Origin of the sequence: Phyllobacterium trifolii (assembly GCF_014192095.1) — a bacterium.
Taxonomy (GTDB): Bacteria; Pseudomonadota; Alphaproteobacteria; order Rhizobiales; family Rhizobiaceae; genus Phyllobacterium; species Phyllobacterium trifolii.
Window position 1 is genome coordinate 14,770 of the sequence record NZ_JACHXN010000029.1, and the last position, 16,787, is coordinate 31,556.

The window sequence follows — 16,787 nt, forward strand, 5'->3', positions numbered from 1 at the left end:
TGTTGCGCTCCAAGAAGAAATTGAATGTAGCCGCTGTTCAGCACAAGGTACCGCAACACATTACGGCTATTCCTTACTTGGTACCACCGTTGCCATTAATTCGTTCTCAGAATGTATATAGCAGACGGTTGATGCCTGTTGTCGGTCACAGGTGTAAGCAAAGTCCGCTTTTGGAATAAATCAATTCTTACCCCGTGCTGTGAATCAAAGAAGTTGCCGTTGATCACATTGGGCTCATAACAGGGCAATGTAACGTCTGGCCGATTGATATGAACGAGTAATCGGCATTTCCGGAGCCATACGATCGATCTTGGGCTCCCATTTATAGCCAACATAGCCATCCCCGGAAGCTTGTTGACGTCGAGAAGTTCAACCAATATTAACCACGGTTTGTTGCAATGAGTAACATTGTGTTACCTTAACTTGAGAATCAAACCGGGAAAATCGTTGCAAAAAGACCAAATCGCCACGGAACCACAGCTGGAGCGCGGCGCGCCGAGCAATCTTGTGTCGTCCATGCGTAACTTCTGGGGACTCATCCGGGCCTATTGGACGTCCGAGCGGTGGGTCGAAGCCTGGCTTTTGACACTCTCAATTGGATTTCTCACAGCTGCGGCAAGCAAGGCCAGCGTCTGGATGGCGGTTGCCTCAGGTGATCTGCTCAACTCAATTGTCAACATTCATGATCCGCTTCAAGCAAATCCGCTTGCAGTAATCTTATCCAATGCCGGACTGCTCATCTTGCTGATGATCCTGAAGGAAGTCGGGTTTGTCGGTTTTCGCCATCTCTTGTCAACAACTCTCCATCGCAAATGGCGCGGCTGGCTGAACAATCGCTTCAACGAAGCCCTGCTCGATCAAAACCATACGCATTACCATTTGCAGCAAGGCGGCGGCGACAACAGTCCAGAAATGCCAGACAATATTGATCAGCGTGTTCAAGAGTCGATCAAGGGCATGACCGGTGGGGCCATCGGTCTTGCTATGGGAATTCTCGGCGTCCTCATGTCTGTGCTTTTTGTCGGTCAAAAGCTTATCGAGATGTCAACGGAGGTCTCGGGGTTTGCCTTCCTCGGTGCATATGGCACTGCGACGCTCGCCTTTGTGGCCATAGCTCTTTATGTGCCCTTCAGCACCTGGATTGCCATGCGCATTGGCCGCGTTCTTGAGACGATCACCGTCGAGATGCAACGGAGTGAAGGTAGCTACCGAAGTGAAATGACAACATTCTTGCGGCGCAGCTTTCAGGTGGCCGCATCGGATGGCGAAAATGTCCAGAAAGCAGTGAACGAGGGACTTTATTCCGGGGTGGACCGAGCTTGGGCCCGCTTCACCAGATATGACGCTTGTTATATGTCATTTACATCCATCTACAATTATTTTGCAGTCAGGATCGTTGCCTACCTGCCCGGTCTGTTGCCCTATATGAGCCACACCATCAGTCTCAAAAACTATATTACCGGCGCCGAGCTTGTGGGTTCGATGATCAATGAATGCTCGTGGTTTATTCAGGTCATGCCGGCGATTGCCAATCTCAAAGCCAATGCCAAACGCGTCACTGAACTCGCCGAAGCAATCCACATTGTCCAGCAACCCGCCAACTTCTACGCCAGAAGTGGTGTCAGTGAGTTCCGGCACAGCACCCAGCATGAACTTTTTGGTTTGACTGTTCGTAATCTCGAGTTGATGCACCGGGATAATACCACCGCACCATTCTTGTCTGTGGCGCATTTGCGGTTCCGCAAGGGCGACTGGACTTATCTGAAAGGTGAATCCGGTAGTGGCAAAACCTGTCTGCTCAAGGCAATAAACGGACTATGGCCGCATGGCCGCGGCGACATCATCTTGCCAGAGAAAGTCGACGCCCTGTATGCCGCGCAAGAGGTCAAGCTTCCTGCAGTTTCGCTCAAACAACTCGTTTGCCTTCCCAAGGGCGAAAGCGAATTCAAGGACGTATCCGTTGCCGCCGCTCTTCACCGCGCAGACATGGGCGATTTCATCGAAGACATCTCCAGGGATGCGCGGGACGGTACGTCGTGGGACCAACTGCTTTCGGGCGGGCAGAAGCAAAAACTGGTATTGGCACGCATTCTCCTTCACAAGCCCGGCATATTGTTTCTGGACGAAGCGACAGGTGCCCTCGACCCGCAAGCCAAGATTGCGTTTCACCAGGCAATCCGGGATTATTGCCCTTCGATTACGGTCATCAGCGTCATGCATGAACATGAGCCACCGAAATCGAAATCCGGCTATAATTTTTATTCCCACGTCTTGGAAATTCAAAATGGCCAAGCCGATCTCGTCAGCCTTCGGCCGACCATGCGGCCTGCCACTACTGTAGAGACGATAGCAAGACATCCAACCGTCCAGCCGATGATCGCAGCTGAGTAAAAGGGGTTTTTTGGAGCAATCCTGCTATCGGCTCAAACAGGGTGTTTTTACAATATGCAAAATTAATAGTTGGCAATTCTCTTCTACGCACTAACAATACAACATCGATCGCCCCCCGATGGGGAAGAATCTGGGTTGGGAGGCCTTGAAATGCTGAAATCAAAATTATTGACTGGCGCTTTTATTTTTTCTCTTGGGCTCGGTATCGCGCCCACTAAAGCTGCTGAATTTATCAACGTTTTGACCGGGGGCACATCAGGTGTTTACTATCCCCTCGGAGTTGCCCTATCCGAAATATATGGAAAGGGAATTGAAGGAGCGCGAACCCAGGTCCAAGCGACAAAGGCGTCGGTTGAGAACCTGAACTTGTTGCAGCAAGGCAATGGAGAAATCGCTTTTGCTCTGGCCGATTCTGTAAAACTGGGATGGGAAGGCAACAAGGAAGCTGGTTTTCCGGGCAAGCTCGATAAACTCCGGGCAATCGCAGCAATTTATCCAAACTACATTCAGATTGTTGCCAGCCAAGAGTCCGGCATCAAGACGATCGCCGATTTGAAAGGCAAAAGTCTCTCCGTTGGCGCGCCTGCGTCGGGAACTGAACTGAATGCCCGAACCATCTTTAAAGCATCGAATATGGATTATAAGGATCTTGGCAAAATAGAGTATCTTCCATTTGCCGAATCCGTGGAGTTGATCAAGAATCGCCAAATGAATGCAACCTTGCAATCTGCCGGCCTTGGTGTTGCTTCCATTCGCGACCTTGCCACGTCACTACCTATCAATGTCGTCGCAGTGCCACCAGAAACCGTTGCGAAGATTGGGGCGCCCTACCTCTCTGTTATCATCCCAAAAGACACCTATGAAGGCCAGACCGAGGACGTCCCGACTGCGGCGGTCGGCAATATACTTGTTTCGCATGAAGGCGTTTCTGAAGAAACAGCTTACCAAATGACCAAACTGTTGTTTGACAATGTCGATAAGCTTGCTGCTTCCCATGCGGCGGCAAAGGCCATCAAACTTGAAAATGCTATTGCCGGCCTGCCAATCCCCCTTCATCCCGGCGCAGAACGCTACTACAGGGAAAAAGGCATTATTAAGTAGGTCCCTTCATCAGACTGTTTTGCCACTTATCCAGCGGTAATATCATTTGCCGCTGGGTAAATCCTTGCAATTTCGGGAGTCGGTCACGATGCAAACTGCAAGAGCAGGGACAAATGGTCAGGATCTCGATGAGGAGATCATCGAGGGTTTACCCGCGGGTTTCGGTGATGGTTTATCAGGACAGATTGCCTTCGGCATCGCGATCGCGTTTTCGCTGTTTCAACTTTACATCGCCGCGTATGGGTCTTTGCCAAGCCAGGTTCAACGGGCCATGCATGTGGGTTTCCTTTTGCTGCTCGGCTTTGCCTTGCTTGGCAACTTGCGGGCTAGGACCCTTTGGGGGAAATGGGTCTTCTGGCTTCTAGGCATCGCGGGGTTTTGCACCGGGCTTTACAACTGGATTTTCTACGTATCACTCATTCAGCGCAGTGGCTTTCTCAATTCTGTTGATCTTGCAGTCGGCACTGTACTCCTTATCCTTGTCTTCGAAGGAGCCCGCCGCCTGATGGGTTTGCCACTGGCGATCATCGCAGGTGTATTCCTGCTCTATTGTTTCACGGGCCAGTATCTGCCTGATCCATTTGTTCATCGCGGATACTCGTTTGAACAGATCATTGATACGTTTGCCTTTGGGACGGAAGGTATCTACGGAACGCCTATCTATGTTTCGGCAGCCTATATTTTTATCTTCGTCGTTTTCGCTGCATTTCTTGAACGTGCCGGGATGATTGCACTTTTCAACGACTTCGCACTCGGACTGGTTGGCGGGGTACGGGGCGGACCCGCACAAGTCTGCATTCTTTCTTCTGCCCTCATGGGCACAATCTCAGGTTCGGGCGTTGCAAACGTGGTCGCAAGCGGGCAATTCACCATCCCCCTGATGAAGAGATTTGGCTTTCGCGCCGCCTTTGCAGGCGGCGTTGAAGCGACCTCTTCCATGGGTGGTCAGATCATGCCGCCCGTAATGGGTGCTGTTGCATTCATCATGGCTGAAACGTTGAATGTCCCCTACGCCGACATTGTGAAGGCAGCGTTCATCCCTGCGGTTCTTTATTTCGGTGCCTGCTTCTGGATGGTTTACCTCGAGTCAGGCAAAGCGGGCCTGAAGGGCATGGACAAGGCCAGCCTTCCCAATCCATGGAAAGCAGTTCGCCAGCACTGGCCTCTTGTCTTGCCTCTTGCAGCTTTGATCTACCTGTTGTTTGCCGGATATACGCCGATTTTCGCCGGGACGATGGGACTGGCGCTGACGATTGTCCTCATCCTCGGCACGCCGCTGGCTGCACAAATTGGTCCGATGGCCTTTCGGATTGTCTTCTGGATCGCTCTCGGTCTTGCATCTGCAGCGTTCGTCAGATTCGGCGTGAACGTTTTGGCGTGGGTGATTGGTGGTCTCATTTTTGCCTGTCTTCTCTTCAAGGGTGGACGCGAAACCTTGATTGTCTGCCGTGATTCACTTGCGGAAGGCGCGAAGAACGCCCTGCCGGTCGGGATCGCCTGCGCGATCGTCGGTGTTGTTATTGGCACACTGACGCTCACCGGCATTGCCTCTACCTTCATTGGCGCAATTATAGACATTGGGCGAGATAACCTGTTTCTGTCATTGGTCCTTACGATGATAACCTGTCTTGTCCTTGGTATGGGAATTCCGACTATTCCCAATTACATCATTACCTCCTCTCTCGCGGGTCCTGCCCTGCTCGAATTAGGCGTGCCGTTGCTCGTCAGTCATATGTTCGTATTTTATTTCGGCATCATGGCCGACCTTACGCCACCAGTGGCGCTCGCGGCATTTGCAGCCGCCCCGATGGCTAAGGTTTCGGGAATGAAGATCGCAGTGCAGGCGACGAAACTAGCCATCGCAGGATTTATCGTGCCATTCATGGCGGTCTATACACCGGCACTCATGCTACAGGATCCCGGTCCCATGGCTGCTATCATTGGGTATCCCGGCGAAGTGGCATACATCTTCGTCAAGGCATGCCTCGGTATCGCCCTGTTTGGATCGGCCGTGGTTGGATTTCTGATCACACGCATGATGCTATGGGAACGTTGCATCGCATTGACTTCAGCGGCGTTATTGGTGCTCGCAGAACCGTTGACGGATGAAGTTGGCTGGGCCCTCGCCGTTCTTTTCATTGGGCAGCACTTGTGGCGGGCGCGCAAAGCAAAATCAGTACCCGTCGCATGAGTACTTGTCTCATAGTCGCCGGTAAAACTATAATGGCAGCCGCTTTCTCGCTATCCTGGACGCATTCTGTCGAGCGGACGCGCTGGGAGGAAAGCTGGCATGTCAAATCGGATGGAATGCAAATTGTTGAAGCGCGAGTGAAAGGTTCCGGAGCTGGCATCGATCCCCCGGACGGGTCGGTGTTGAAAAATGATTGGTGGACGTTCCACCCGAAAGTACCGTCTCAGAAACGACTGGTCCTTGCTTCTTCCGGAGCGACAGGCGGTGGATGGAGGTTCTGTACCGAGAGCGGCTGCAAGTTTTTAGGCGCGGCGGCTGGTCCTCCAACGATCATTCAAATTTGCGAGATTCAGAAGTGACCCAATCCTCGCTATACGATCACCCAAGCCGGGACTTCCAGAATTCTAGATTATATCGTTTGCGATAACAGCTCAAAACGATCCGAAGTGCAGCAGTAACGGGTGGAACTGCTGACTTCCAGAATCGTTTTGTAAACTCTTGGAAAAATGATCTTATGGACGATGCGGTTACATCCACACGTGATCTAAAAATAAGAACATTGGCAAAAGGCTTGAAGACCATCAGGTATCGGGTTCTGATGTTTTCAACGAGAAGCGTAGGCAGATTCAGATGAAATGTCAGGCAAGATTGGCCAATCGAGGGTTGTGGATTAGAAACTCTTAAAGCTGGAGTTACAGAACGACTGGTTTGTTCTATTCGACAATTTTAATTATGGGATGACCCTCCTCGACAACGAGTTTGCGCGAAGAAAGTGGCTTGGGCCCGGCATTGTGTTTCGAAAGACTCTATCCCCCTCGTGCTCCCATGGGCGAACTGGCTTACTGACGTTAGTTAAGCAGCCAATGGAAAGCGCGTTGCAATTTGTCTGTTCCATTGGTCTCATACCATCGACCGTGTGCAAGGATTACCCGCTCGGGTTTCAACGATATCATCGTTTCGACTGCCGCTTTTAACTGCGTTCTAGGATAGGTTAGCCGCATGTCGCGCGGCATACCGCCATGCGGCGCCTGCACGCCACCCAACCAGGTCAGCATTTGCATCCAGAGCGACCCCTGTTTGTGGGATTCGAAATTCTCGATAAGGTCCGTGAGAATGAGGGTTTGACTTGGCCGGTGAAAGAATATGACTTCTGTCATGTAACTGCCTTTCACCGAGATGGTGCGCAGCTCGCCATCCCAAGGATAATCCTCGGCACGATCAAGATTAGAATGATCGACAGCAATATGCCCCGCTGCCTGCTCCTCTGCGCGTGGCGCAAGAAAGACTTCGGCATCATCAAATGCTTTTTTCCAATCTGGAATCCACCAATAATGGATTCGGTTGGGTGCGATAATCCATTGCACTATGCCTAACGCCTCGACTTCAGTCTTGAGGGCCGGCGTTATTGCCGTTGGTGAATGGATAAACAATTTATCATCCCCCAGCCGGACTATGGTCATTCGGGTGGGAAAGCGCATTTTAAGAAATGGCGGGCCAAACCTGATAACAGGACCGTCAACGATCCAAACATCCTCGCACACCGGTTTGATAGTATTCAACGGCGGATAGGTATCTGTCATCTCGCTGTTCATGGATCAACTATCGCAAAGGAGTTGAGGTTCCTTGCCTGACTTGCCGCCGTTCACTGAGGAGGGCATTTGGTCTTCACCCTCTCCTGAAGAACACGTCAACGAAAGCCCAAGCAAGGAGGCATGATGCGACAATGACCACGGCGTTTTCCCAGTTCATGCAACGCCTCCCATCTGGATGTCAGCGTCGACTACAACTTATCGGCAAGATCAATTCCGACGCTCAAAAAGATCGCAATTGCCACAACGGCAATTCCGATCCGAATCGTTCTTGCATCGCGTTTCGCCAGTTCTGCTCGTGCCTTAAGCGCGTAAGGGCCATCGTCGCGAGTAGCAATTTCGATTACTTCGCCTCTCGGAAGCACACGCAAAGCGGCTTCCATCTCTGTTGAATTGCCGTCCATTTTTCTCCGGGGGAGGACAAGGGGAATCCGCAACCTCCCTCCCAATCTGCCAAGTGCGCACGGGCAATGTGGTGAGCCTTCGCATTCGGCCAACAAGTACAATATAACAAGATTGGCATTGGCTCCACCTATGATCGGCACGACCATCCGATATTGGCAAGAGACACTTTCCCGTCGGACCGGTGAGCTGGATCGATTCGCAAGATGACCGAGACGGCAGGGCCTTTGGTGTTATCTTTCCCGAAACCGAAAGAACAATATTGATTAAAATACAGTTATTCGCCTCTTCTCCTGCATCTCAGGTCACTCAACCACAGACCATATGCTTCAAATATTATCCTTCCTGCATACTCCGAAGACCTTCAAAGTTTCCAATTTCCTCGGACCGCAGTTCAAATACTTACGACATACCATCGATATGGAGGCGCGTTGATATTCTCCTGTGGCTCGGTTTAGCACGATCACTTCACCTCCTATTCCGCGCCATGCCGGCCAAAACCCTGTGATGTAGTCGTCATTTACTGACGTGATTTCGTAGGTCCGACTGCCGCGCCTGATTATTCCTTCTGCAATGTCCAGAACGAAGTCCGCGGCAACCTCGCCTCTGGAGTTCCGACACTCGAATTTGGTTGGTGCCGCATTTGCCGCCGAGCTCGATAGTAAAATGAGCAAACCGACGATACGGGCGATTGATACCACTGCCATTTCTAGTTGTTCTCCGATTAGCAGCTGTGCCCGCAACAGGAGGTTGATCGCGGGCTTTTCTTTGCAATCTCATTGCGCCGAACCTCCTCATCCAAAGGCCAAAGCGACGAAACCATTCTTAGCACCGCAGTATCAAAGCCCTCGCCGGCTGAAACCATAGTCGACAAAAATACCTGCCTCCCTGGCAGCATCGATAAAGGCTGCTCTTGCAGCGGCGATCGAGCAATTTCCTTTAAGCGCGTCACGGCATGCTTGTTGCGCAATGGCATATCGATCGTCACGCTCAGATGGCCAGTAGTTGACAAGAAAATCAACGGCTTGACCGATGGAAACAATGCGGTGAGTTGTTGTGCCATCAGCCAGCAGCACCGTTATAATTGGAAATTCGGCGCCTATCATCGATCACGCGGCGCTACAACGGGGCCCAGCCACGAAGTCTTAAGCGGATTGAACACTTGGTCATCCTCCTGACGTAGGAGACGGCCCATTTGACGCCGATATACGATCCAATGTAGCAAGCTCTTTGGCACAAAGCGAAGCGACCCCGGGCAAACTTTTCTTCATCCCCCTCAACTTGACCCACCCGCCGTCTTCAACATATTCGCTGCGCTTCCATGTCGATAGATCCTTCAATGTAGCCAAATTACTATCCGCATTTGCTTCTGATTTAAATTTCTCCACGCAAAGCGCTGCCGCAAGTTCCGCTCGAGCGTCCTGCGCAGCATCTTCTGCCATCCAGCTCGCTCGTCCTGCAGTAGTCCAGCCTGCAAACAGAAATCCGATTAACATTGTTCCAGCGGATGCTCCCACCATTGACCAGAGCCAAAGTTTCTTCGACGGTCGAAAATCATTCCAGCGGTTCGGGTACATTTGTCATTCCTCCGCAACAGCGCTCCCCGTTTGTTACATTCGGTAATATATTGAGAGTATCACGATTTGATAATCTGAAAACCAATAAAGTCGGGATGCCCTTAGTTGCATGTCAACCGGAATATCGGTTTTCAACTACACCTGATCGACGAGAGCAATCGCGCTGGCGCGAAGTCCAAGCGGAACCGCAACTCAATTGGCCTCCTGCTGGGAAGGATACTGACGGTCGGCGCCAGTCGGTGCGTGGAACGAAACGCGAATTTGGCCATTGTTGAACTGGCCCCACACGCCGATAAGCTTAAACAAAGCGAACAGGCTCGTCCCATCTGTGCGAAATCTTCAACCACAGGGATCACTAAGGTTATGCACAACTGTCGGGCGGGCCGCATCAACTTGAGGCTCCTGCGGCCTTCGGCATGCAACCCATAGCACGCGAATCCGCCCCCCTTCTGTTCGCGTCGGGAACCGCTTGACCTGACGCTGCAAATGGGAGGAAGCTATCCGAAAGAACAAACGTGGGGGAAATTGCCTAATGACTTTGGCAATTTTTGAAGCTCGGGCGGCGTACATTAAGAAAATTCGTGGCGGCCTAATACTCGGTGTAGTCGTATTTGCGGCCTCGATGTTGGGCATTCTGACGCGAGTAGAAGGTTCGTTCGCGGCATTCTGGCCAGCAAACCCCATCGTTCTTGGTATAATGATACGCTTTCCGCAGCTTAGCTCGCTGCGCACCTGGATTGCTGCGTTTGCCGGATACATGGCCGCTGATCTTTTGGCCGGAGGTAGCTATACCGTTGCGCTATGGCTTTCCTGCGCCAACCTTGTGGGAGTACTGGTAGGCTTTTTGCTGTTTCAACGACTTCCGGACACCGACAGGTCACTCAAAAGGCCACTCTCCATCGTTTGGCTGTTCACAATCTGTCTCATTAGCGCGGCCGTATCAGCCCTCGCTGGTGCAGGAGTAGGACATGCCATGCTCGGACGGCATTTCACAGCTGGACTTGCGTTTTGGTTTACCACCGAGCTGGTCAACAGCATCATTCTGCTACCGGTTATCCTAACCACGCCTACGGCAAAGCGCACACTGCTCCATATAACTGAGCTCACCAAAACGCGCTGGGACGCGAAGACCTTTTTGCCTGTCCTTGCTTTATTGGGTCTGATGTGCACAAGCATGATGGTGGGACGTCCGGGATCCTTCGCCTATCCCATTCCAGCGCTTCTTTGGTGTGCCATGACGTACGGCCTGTTCGCCACGACGATTCTAACGCTGTGCTTCTCTATATGGGCAATATCCGCCATCTCGGCAGGTATTCTTCCATTCCTTATGGGCGATGACCCTCTGATGTCGATGATGTCGCAACGACTAGCCATTGCCCTCATAGCCTTGGGACCTCTGACGGTGGCCAGCATAAATACGATGAAGGATGAATTGCTCAGGCGTCTTGAGTATAGCGTGAACCATGATTTTTTGACGCAGGCGCTCTCGCGAGGTGCCCTTATGAAGTCCGCGAATGATTTGTTGGCGAGAAACGACGAAACGAATGGGTTCTTCTGCGTTCTGATGCTGGACATTGATAATTTCAAGGCGATTAATGACAAATACGGCCATGCCGCAGGCGACTGTGTACTCGTCGCGTTTTCCGATGTTGTAGCTGGAGAACTGGGCAGCGACGACCTGTTTGGAAGACTTGGTGGTGAAGAGTTCAAACTGGTATTCACGACGCACAATCCAGGCGACGCTAAAATGGCTGCCGAGAATATCCGCAGCAAAACCGAGACGCTGATACTTCGAACCGGTGATGGCACGATACCAAACATCACTGTGAGTGGAGGCTTGGTGATTCGGCTGCCGATGTGCCGTGAACCGCTGGATAATCTCTTTGCTATTGCTGATAAGTGTCTCTACCAGGCAAAATCGGCTGGTAAGAACAGGATTGTTACATCACCTTCCTAGCCCGCCGACGCCATTTCGGCCCGCTTGCGCCGGATCGCATCGGCAATAAACACACGCGACAGTGAATGGTAGAGCGGTTCATGCGAGATGATGCGGGCCGTGCCGTAGCCGAGCATTGCCGTACACATTAGTGCGATCACGCTGTTGTGACTACCTGTCATTTCCAGAATGATGACGAAAGCTGTCATTGGTGCCTGGACCACACCCGCGAAATATCCGGCCATGCCAAGAATCGCAGCAAGTCCAATATTGCTGCCAATCAGCTGGCCGACGGCGCTGCCGAAGCCCGCCCCCACCGAAAGCGACGGAGCGAAGATGCCGCCGGGAATGCCAGAAATCATTGAAAGGAACCCGGCCAATAGTTTTTCAAGGAAAAAATACCAGGGCAGAGCGTTGCCTTCGACAGCGCCACGAGCTTGCTCATATCCTGTCCCAAATGTCATGCCGCCAGAGACGATACCGATGACCGCAACCGCAAAACCACAGATCGCCGCCAGCAGCACCATCCGTGACAGCGGGGCGAAAGCAGCCCAACGCCTGATACGGCGCGATGCCCTGAGAGCACCAGCACTAAAGCACGCGCCGAACGCACCGCCGCCGACACCGCACAGGATCACCAGCAACCAGTCCGAAAAGCTTGTCGTGGCGGCGGCCAACTCCCCGAAATAGGTGTAGTTGCCGACAAATCCAATAGCGGCAAGTCCCGAAAGAATCACCGCCGTCAGAACCAGCCCATTGGCACGCGACTCGTATGATTTCCCCATTTCCTCTATGGCAAAAACAATGCCAGCGAGCGGCGTGTTGAAGGCGGCGGCAATGCCTGCTGCCGATCCCGCTAGAATAAGACCGCGCGCGTGAGCCATGCCACCCCAGCGCGCTGCTTGTAGCATCACCGATGCACCGACCTGGACGGTCGGGCCTTCACGTCCAATTGAGGCGCCGGACAAGAGACCCATGACCGTCAGCAGGATTTTGCCTGCGACCATCTTTAAGGAAAGAAGCCGGAATCGATCGTCATCATCTGTCAGATAACGGGCAGCAATGGCCTGGGGAATGCCGCTGCCTTGGGAATTAGGAAAAAACCGCAAAGCCATATAGGCGCAGATGACAAAGCCCATAGGCGTGATCGCCAGTGGCAGGTACGTGGTCCATCCACCACTTCCCCTCGCCATTTGAAAGAGATGTTGCGCCACGTCGGCGAGCTTCGCAAAGCCGACGCTGATAGCACCAATGGCAAGCGCACCTACCCAGAAAACCAGCCTGGGTCGCCAGACGCGTGTATTGCCCCACATCGCCTGGGAGCGGCGCAAGACAGAATTTTGGCGGTGAATCGGGCGCACAACGGATCCTCTATCAAGGGCGGAGTACCCGCCTGTAACCGAACTAACACGTCAAGCCTTGTGCTGCCAGAGCATGCCAACCCGAGAAGCCGTCGTGTGGGATGGCACCTTCGGCCAGTCGATGCCCGGGCGTTCAAACGTTTATAATCCTGCTGAGCGCATTCATGATCTTGCCTTCCAACACATGAAAGCGACCGAGGCGGCATGCTGCCTGGGTTAGAAGCCACTAGAGCCGACAAATCGGATCAATAAATTGTCTGTTGATTTTGACACGCAAGACCCCTTGCAATGCTGTCAACAACATGTCGCGTCCCTTGGCGATCGTCATTTTCCCAGTTCGTCGCCAACGACGTTGATAACATAGCCTTGCTCCAAGATTTTACATTCGTCGATAGCGGTGAGACAATCAAACAACGAAGGAAAGGACCATGAAAATCGCCAAGCTCATGATGGTTGTGCTGCTTGTGGTTTCGACTATCCCCGCCTATGCACAATCGGCAAGCCAGATAAAGAAATTGGCGGGTACTGGGGCGCAGATGTTGGGAGGTACGGCACGCATTGCTACCGATATATGCAAGATCGACCAGGGGCTGATTGCTTCCTACAAAGAGCGTGCGCGAACGTCCTATGCTGCGGACATAAACTTCGAGCGCAACTGGAGCATAGGTTGGAATGATCAGCAAAATGTCGTCGATAATATTATGACGCTTAAAACCAACAATCCAGGTGAATACCGGCTTCAGAAAACTGAACTTTGCGCGGCCATCAGCGACGAAATGCAGCCATAAGACCAAAACTGAAACAACTTCAAGTTGAGCTACTCCCTACAAGTCGCACCACAAACAATGCTTTGCTTTTCTTCGCAAATACCATTCTAGCGCCGTCCTGCGCCGCGCTTCTATCACTCAGCAGGGGCGCAGGAATCGGAAGACCACCATCAGAGATTTCGATGTTGCTCTGCAGCGGTTTCTGGGTTAACGAAGGCCATCCACACGGACCCGGTGAAAATCCGGGTGGCTCTTCTGGCCGCCGATCCGCCAGACAACACAGCAACGCAACCATTTCAAGGACCGAGTTCAGCGCGGCCCATTGCATTCAACTGTGAAAAATCCCAATGCCAAATCTTTCCACCTATCGCCTGGAGTGGTTTTCCAACATCCGTGGCGACATCCTCTCCGGCATCGTTGTCGCACTTGCCCTGATCCCTGAAGCCATCGGCTTTTCCGTTATCGCCGGCGTCGATCCCAAGGTTGGCCTCTACGCATCTTTCGCAATCGCCTGCGTCGCCGCCCTCACAGGGGGACGGCCCGGCATGATCTCGGCAGCCACTGCTGCGACCGCCGTCGTCATGGTATCCCTCGTCAAGGAGCATGGCCTCCAGTACCTCTTCGCCGCGACTATCCTCATGGGCGTCATTCAGATCACGGCTGGCTTTCTCAAGCTCGGCCGCGTAATGCGCTTCGTGTCCCGCTCGGTCATCACGGGTTTCGTCAATGCGCTGGCGATCCTGATCTTCCTGGCGCAGTTGCCGGAACTCATCAGTGTGCCGTACCAGACCTATTTCATGATCGCGGGCGGTCTTGCCATCATCTACCTATTCCCTTACGTCACCAAAGCGATCCCCTCGCCTCTGGTGTCTATCGTCGTGCTGACTTTCATCGCCTGGTGGACAGGTATGGAACTGCGCACCGTCGGTGACCTTGGCGAACTGCCTTCGACCATGCCGTTCCTCATGCTGCCGCATGTGCCTCTGACTTGGGAAACGCTGCAGATCATACTTCCTTATTCGTTGACGCTGGCGGCCGTCGGCCTGCTTGAATCCCTCCTGACGGCCCAGATTGTCGATGACATGACTGACACGCCCAGCAATAAAAACCAGGAATGTATCGGCCAGGGTGCGGGCAATATCGCCTCGGCGCTGATCGGTGGAATGGGCGGCTGCGCCATGATCGGTCAGTCGGTGATCAACGTTACGTCAGGCGGGCGCGGCCGGCTCTCGACCTTCGTCGCAGGAGCATTCCTTTTGTTCTTGATCGTCGTCCTTAATGACCTTGTGCGGATCATTCCGATGGCTGCGCTCGTCGCCGTGATGATCATGGTTTCCGTCGGAACATTCTCCTGGCGCTCGATTCTGGAGCTGAAGCGCAACCCGCTTCCTTCATCGTTTGTGATGCTGGCGACCGTGGTTACTGTGGTTACCACCCATGATCTGGCGAAAGGTGTTATCGTTGGTGTTCTCTTGTCGGGCATCTTCTTCGCTGGAAAGGTCTCCAAGCTCTTCAGCATCGACAAGCAACGCAACGACACAACCGGTACAGTGAGATATGTCGTCGAGGGCCAGATCTTCTTCGCCTCCGCCGAGAGCTTCGTCGGCGCATTTGACTTCTCGAATAACATCCGGAAGGTCCTGATAGACGTGAGCCGTGCTCATCTTTGGGACATCACCGCTGTCGGCGCTCTCGACAAGATCGTGATCAAATTCCGCCGTGCGGGCGTCGATGTCGAGGTGCTCGGCTTCAACAAGGCGAGTGCCGACATGGTTGACAAGTTCGCCCTTCACGACAAGGCTGAGCGGCAGGCCGCCGGCGCAGCTTTGCATTGATTTCTGGTGTCGATATCGACCGCGATCGACTCAATACTGACGGTAGCACGGATGCGACCGACGCTCTTGCATTCTGTCGGTCCTTGTACAGGCTGCCTGACGCTCGGCTGGTATCGGTACATTGTCACTGACCAGAAGGCACTTACCGGCGGCCGGCGCTGACGGCGGCGCAAGGCTCCGTCGTGCTGATGTCAGGCAATTCGGCCGTTTTCCCGAAGGCCGCCTATGCCGCGGTCGGCACGATCAATGCGGCGCTATCAGCGCTTGCCAAGGCCTTCTCCGATCGGGGCATCAAGGATTGCGTGCAGGTCAATAGCGGGCTCCCCGGGCCTGTCATGACCGGGCGGCGGCGCAACTATCTGGAACAGTGGGCTCCATTGCACGACATGACGGTGGAAGAGGCAACCGCCCGGTTTCCGAAGGAAGCCGGTATTGCCCGCTACGGCTAGCCTGAGGCAATTGCCGAGTTGATGGCGTTCATCGTCTCGCCGGCTGCACACTGGATGAGTGCGACGACACCGCGCTTGGATGGTGGCGAGGTGAAGTCGGTCTGACTTAAATGGGAGAGCCGCGCGGGTGCGCCTGATCTAATCTGATAAGGGCAGCTCGCGAGATCAGTCTGAGGCAAACTGTCGACAAACAGCTGCTAGCGTTCAACACGATCATTTTCGCTCGTGATCTGCTGCTCGCGACGCCCTACGCCATTGGGCAGGCGTCATGCCCAGATGCTGTTTGAACACGCGCTGAAAAGCGGCCTCTGAGCGGTAGCCTGCGACCTCTGCGATAGCTGCAGTAGAATCGGTTGTTTTCTTCAGTTCATCGGCCGCCACACTCATGCGGATATCGAGGAGGAGGTCGTTGGCAGATCGGCCGAGATTGCGCTGAAAATGGCGCGCCAGCGTTGCCCTGGACATATGACAAAGGTCGGCAAGTTTGGGAAGGGTCCATGGATGCGCCGGGTCGAGGAACATCGCAGTAAGCGCCGGGGCGAGTCTTTGATGACCCCCCAGAGCAGGCAGTCCGGGAGGACCTTCGTCTGATTCGCAGGCCAGCCGCAGTGCGAGCGTAAACAGAGCCGCTGAGAGCGCATTGAGCATTGCATGACCGCCGAGGCTCTCGATACTTGTCTCCACACGCATGAGCGCTACCAGGCTCGTCAATTGGTGGCGCGTGGCAGTCTGCTGCAACGTCGGGGAGGACGATATTCCGCGCACGATCAGACGCGAACTTAGATAGGCGCCCAACAGGCGATCATGAGGAGGTGTCAGGATGAACCGTCCGCACAGCATATCCAATCGTTCGCCAGATCCTGCGTTCTCGCTAATCGTCAGATTAAGGCCGACGCGCTGGGTCGCCGGGATTGGCTGGACGCCGCTACCATCATGCAAAAGATGGGGAGCACCGGTCGGAACGAGCAGGATGTCACCTGCCGCAAGGCGCTGCGGCACACCACCATCCGCATCGTTCACAAATGCCACGCCGCTCAGGACCACATGATAGACGATATCGCCCATGGCACCCTGGCGATAGGCCACCTGCCACGGTGCGCCATAGCGGCAGCGCACTTCCAATCGACCGCTTATGGTCATCAATTCTAGAAGACGGCTGAGCCAATCGATTGGCTGTGACATGGGAGG

13 protein-coding genes, 1 pseudogene and 1 other annotated feature are annotated in these 16,787 nt (G+C 53.5%); of the genes and pseudogenes, 8 read left to right on the forward strand and 6 right to left on the reverse strand.

Features of this window, described 5'->3' with window-relative positions; genetic code table 11:
• Positions 1-516: 516 nt before the first annotated feature.
• The 4 genes from FHS21_RS27060 to FHS21_RS27075 all read left to right on the forward strand — a co-directional run bounded on the left by FHS21_RS27060 (position 517) and on the right by FHS21_RS27075 (position 6,042).
• Complete coding sequence (locus FHS21_RS27060) at positions 517-2,391, forward strand: ABC transporter ATP-binding protein/permease (protein WP_183665071.1); 1,875 nt, start codon at positions 517-519, stop codon at positions 2,389-2,391.
• Positions 2,392-2,541: 150 nt separating this feature from the next.
• Positions 2,542-3,492: a TAXI family TRAP transporter solute-binding subunit gene (locus FHS21_RS27065; protein WP_183665000.1), complete on the forward strand. Its 951-nt coding sequence runs from the start codon at positions 2,542-2,544 to the stop codon at positions 3,490-3,492.
• 88 nt (positions 3,493-3,580) lie between these two features.
• Positions 3,581-5,683 (forward strand): TRAP transporter permease, encoded by a 2,103-nt coding sequence (locus FHS21_RS27070; protein WP_183665002.1) that lies wholly within the window; start codon positions 3,581-3,583, stop codon positions 5,681-5,683.
• 32 nt (positions 5,684-5,715) lie between these two features.
• Positions 5,716-6,042, forward strand: a complete 327-nt coding sequence (locus tag FHS21_RS27075; RefSeq protein ID WP_312879941.1) for a DUF1850 domain-containing protein — start codon at positions 5,716-5,718, stop codon at positions 6,040-6,042.
• 489 nt (positions 6,043-6,531) lie between these two features.
• Here FHS21_RS27075 and FHS21_RS27080 read toward each other — a convergent pair whose 3' ends face one another.
• The 4 genes from FHS21_RS27080 to FHS21_RS27095 all read right to left on the reverse strand — a co-directional run bounded on the left by FHS21_RS27080 (position 6,532) and on the right by FHS21_RS27095 (position 9,251).
• Entirely contained in the window at positions 6,532-7,263 is a 732-nt protein-coding gene (locus tag FHS21_RS27080) for a DUF4336 domain-containing protein (RefSeq protein ID WP_183665004.1), read from the reverse strand.
• Between the two features lie 200 nt (positions 7,264-7,463).
• The gene (locus FHS21_RS27085; RefSeq protein ID WP_183665006.1) at positions 7,464-7,676 is read right to left on the reverse strand and encodes a hypothetical protein; all 213 of its coding nucleotides are present in this window, start codon (positions 7,674-7,676) and stop codon (positions 7,464-7,466) included.
• A gap of 837 nt (positions 7,677-8,513) precedes the next feature.
• Positions 8,514-8,780: a DUF982 domain-containing protein gene (locus FHS21_RS27090; protein WP_183665008.1), complete on the reverse strand. Its 267-nt coding sequence runs from the start codon at positions 8,778-8,780 to the stop codon at positions 8,514-8,516.
• Positions 8,781-8,840: 60 nt separating this feature from the next.
• A complete protein-coding gene (locus tag FHS21_RS27095; RefSeq protein ID WP_183665010.1) occupies positions 8,841-9,251 on the reverse strand; it encodes a hypothetical protein in 411 nt (136 codons plus the stop codon).
• 532 nt (positions 9,252-9,783) lie between these two features.
• On the opposite strand from FHS21_RS27095, the gene FHS21_RS27100 reads away from it, so the two are divergent.
• Positions 9,784-11,208, forward strand: coding sequence for a GGDEF domain-containing protein (locus FHS21_RS27100; protein WP_183665012.1), 1,425 nt, complete (start codon positions 9,784-9,786; stop codon positions 11,206-11,208).
• Here FHS21_RS27100 and FHS21_RS27105 read toward each other — a convergent pair.
• The gene (locus FHS21_RS27105) at positions 11,205-12,500 is read right to left on the reverse strand and encodes a chloride channel protein (RefSeq protein ID WP_183665075.1); all 1,296 of its coding nucleotides are present in this window, start codon (positions 12,498-12,500) and stop codon (positions 11,205-11,207) included. The two genes, FHS21_RS27100 and FHS21_RS27105, sit on opposite strands and share 4 nt — an antisense overlap.
• A 476-nt stretch (positions 12,501-12,976) precedes the next feature.
• Here FHS21_RS27105 and FHS21_RS27110 point away from each other — a divergent pair, with 476 nt between their 5' ends.
• From FHS21_RS27110 to FHS21_RS31695, 3 genes and pseudogenes are all read left to right on the forward strand, one after another.
• Positions 12,977-13,336, forward strand: coding sequence for a hypothetical protein (locus tag FHS21_RS27110; RefSeq protein WP_183665014.1), 360 nt, complete (start codon positions 12,977-12,979; stop codon positions 13,334-13,336).
• 203 nt (positions 13,337-13,539) lie between these two features.
• Positions 13,540-13,595: a sequence feature (sul1 is cis-regulatory element that is thought to sense ions involved in sulfur or methionine metabolism; They are found in Alphaproteobacteria), on the forward strand.
• Positions 13,596-13,662: 67 nt separating this feature from the next.
• The gene (locus FHS21_RS27115; RefSeq protein WP_183665016.1) at positions 13,663-15,150 is read left to right on the forward strand and encodes a SulP family inorganic anion transporter; all 1,488 of its coding nucleotides are present in this window, start codon (positions 13,663-13,665) and stop codon (positions 15,148-15,150) included.
• Positions 15,151-15,302: 152 nt separating this feature from the next.
• Positions 15,303-15,704, forward strand: a pseudogene (locus FHS21_RS31695) (SDR family oxidoreductase); the annotation flags it as partial.
• Between the two features lie 108 nt (positions 15,705-15,812).
• Here the strand turns inward: FHS21_RS31695 and FHS21_RS27125 are convergent.
• Positions 15,813-16,781 carry an AraC family transcriptional regulator gene (locus FHS21_RS27125; protein WP_183665018.1) on the reverse strand — a complete coding sequence of 323 codons (969 nt, stop codon included), beginning with the start codon at positions 16,779-16,781 and terminating at the stop codon, positions 15,813-15,815.
• Positions 16,782-16,787: the final 6 nt, after the last annotated feature.

What these genes read in the sequence shown, in the direction of transcription:
- FHS21_RS27060 (WP_183665071.1), top strand. Translation starts at nt 517, where the DNA reads ATGCGTAACTTCTGGGGACTCATCCGGGCCTATTGGACGTCCGAGCGG.
- FHS21_RS27105 (WP_183665075.1), bottom strand. Translation starts at nt 12,500, where the DNA reads ATGTGGGGCAATACACGCGTCTGGCGACCCAGGCTGGTTTTCTGGGTA.
- FHS21_RS27110 (WP_183665014.1), top strand. Translation starts at nt 12,977, where the DNA reads ATGAAAATCGCCAAGCTCATGATGGTTGTGCTGCTTGTGGTTTCGACT.
- FHS21_RS27075 (WP_312879941.1), top strand. Translation starts at nt 5,716, where the DNA reads ATGGCAGCCGCTTTCTCGCTATCCTGGACGCATTCTGTCGAGCGGACG.
- FHS21_RS27115 (WP_183665016.1), top strand. Translation starts at nt 13,663, where the DNA reads ATGCCAAATCTTTCCACCTATCGCCTGGAGTGGTTTTCCAACATCCGT.
- FHS21_RS27080 (WP_183665004.1), bottom strand. Translation starts at nt 7,263, where the DNA reads ATGACAGATACCTATCCGCCGTTGAATACTATCAAACCGGTGTGCGAG.
- FHS21_RS27085 (WP_183665006.1), bottom strand. Translation starts at nt 7,676, where the DNA reads ATGGACGGCAATTCAACAGAGATGGAAGCCGCTTTGCGTGTGCTTCCG.
- FHS21_RS27065 (WP_183665000.1), top strand. Translation starts at nt 2,542, where the DNA reads ATGCTGAAATCAAAATTATTGACTGGCGCTTTTATTTTTTCTCTTGGG.
- FHS21_RS27100 (WP_183665012.1), top strand. Translation starts at nt 9,784, where the DNA reads ATGACTTTGGCAATTTTTGAAGCTCGGGCGGCGTACATTAAGAAAATT.
- FHS21_RS27125 (WP_183665018.1), bottom strand. Translation starts at nt 16,781, where the DNA reads ATGTCACAGCCAATCGATTGGCTCAGCCGTCTTCTAGAATTGATGACC.
- FHS21_RS27095 (WP_183665010.1), bottom strand. Translation starts at nt 9,251, where the DNA reads ATGTACCCGAACCGCTGGAATGATTTTCGACCGTCGAAGAAACTTTGG.
- FHS21_RS27090 (WP_183665008.1), bottom strand. Translation starts at nt 8,780, where the DNA reads ATGATAGGCGCCGAATTTCCAATTATAACGGTGCTGCTGGCTGATGGC.
- FHS21_RS27070 (WP_183665002.1), top strand. Translation starts at nt 3,581, where the DNA reads ATGCAAACTGCAAGAGCAGGGACAAATGGTCAGGATCTCGATGAGGAG.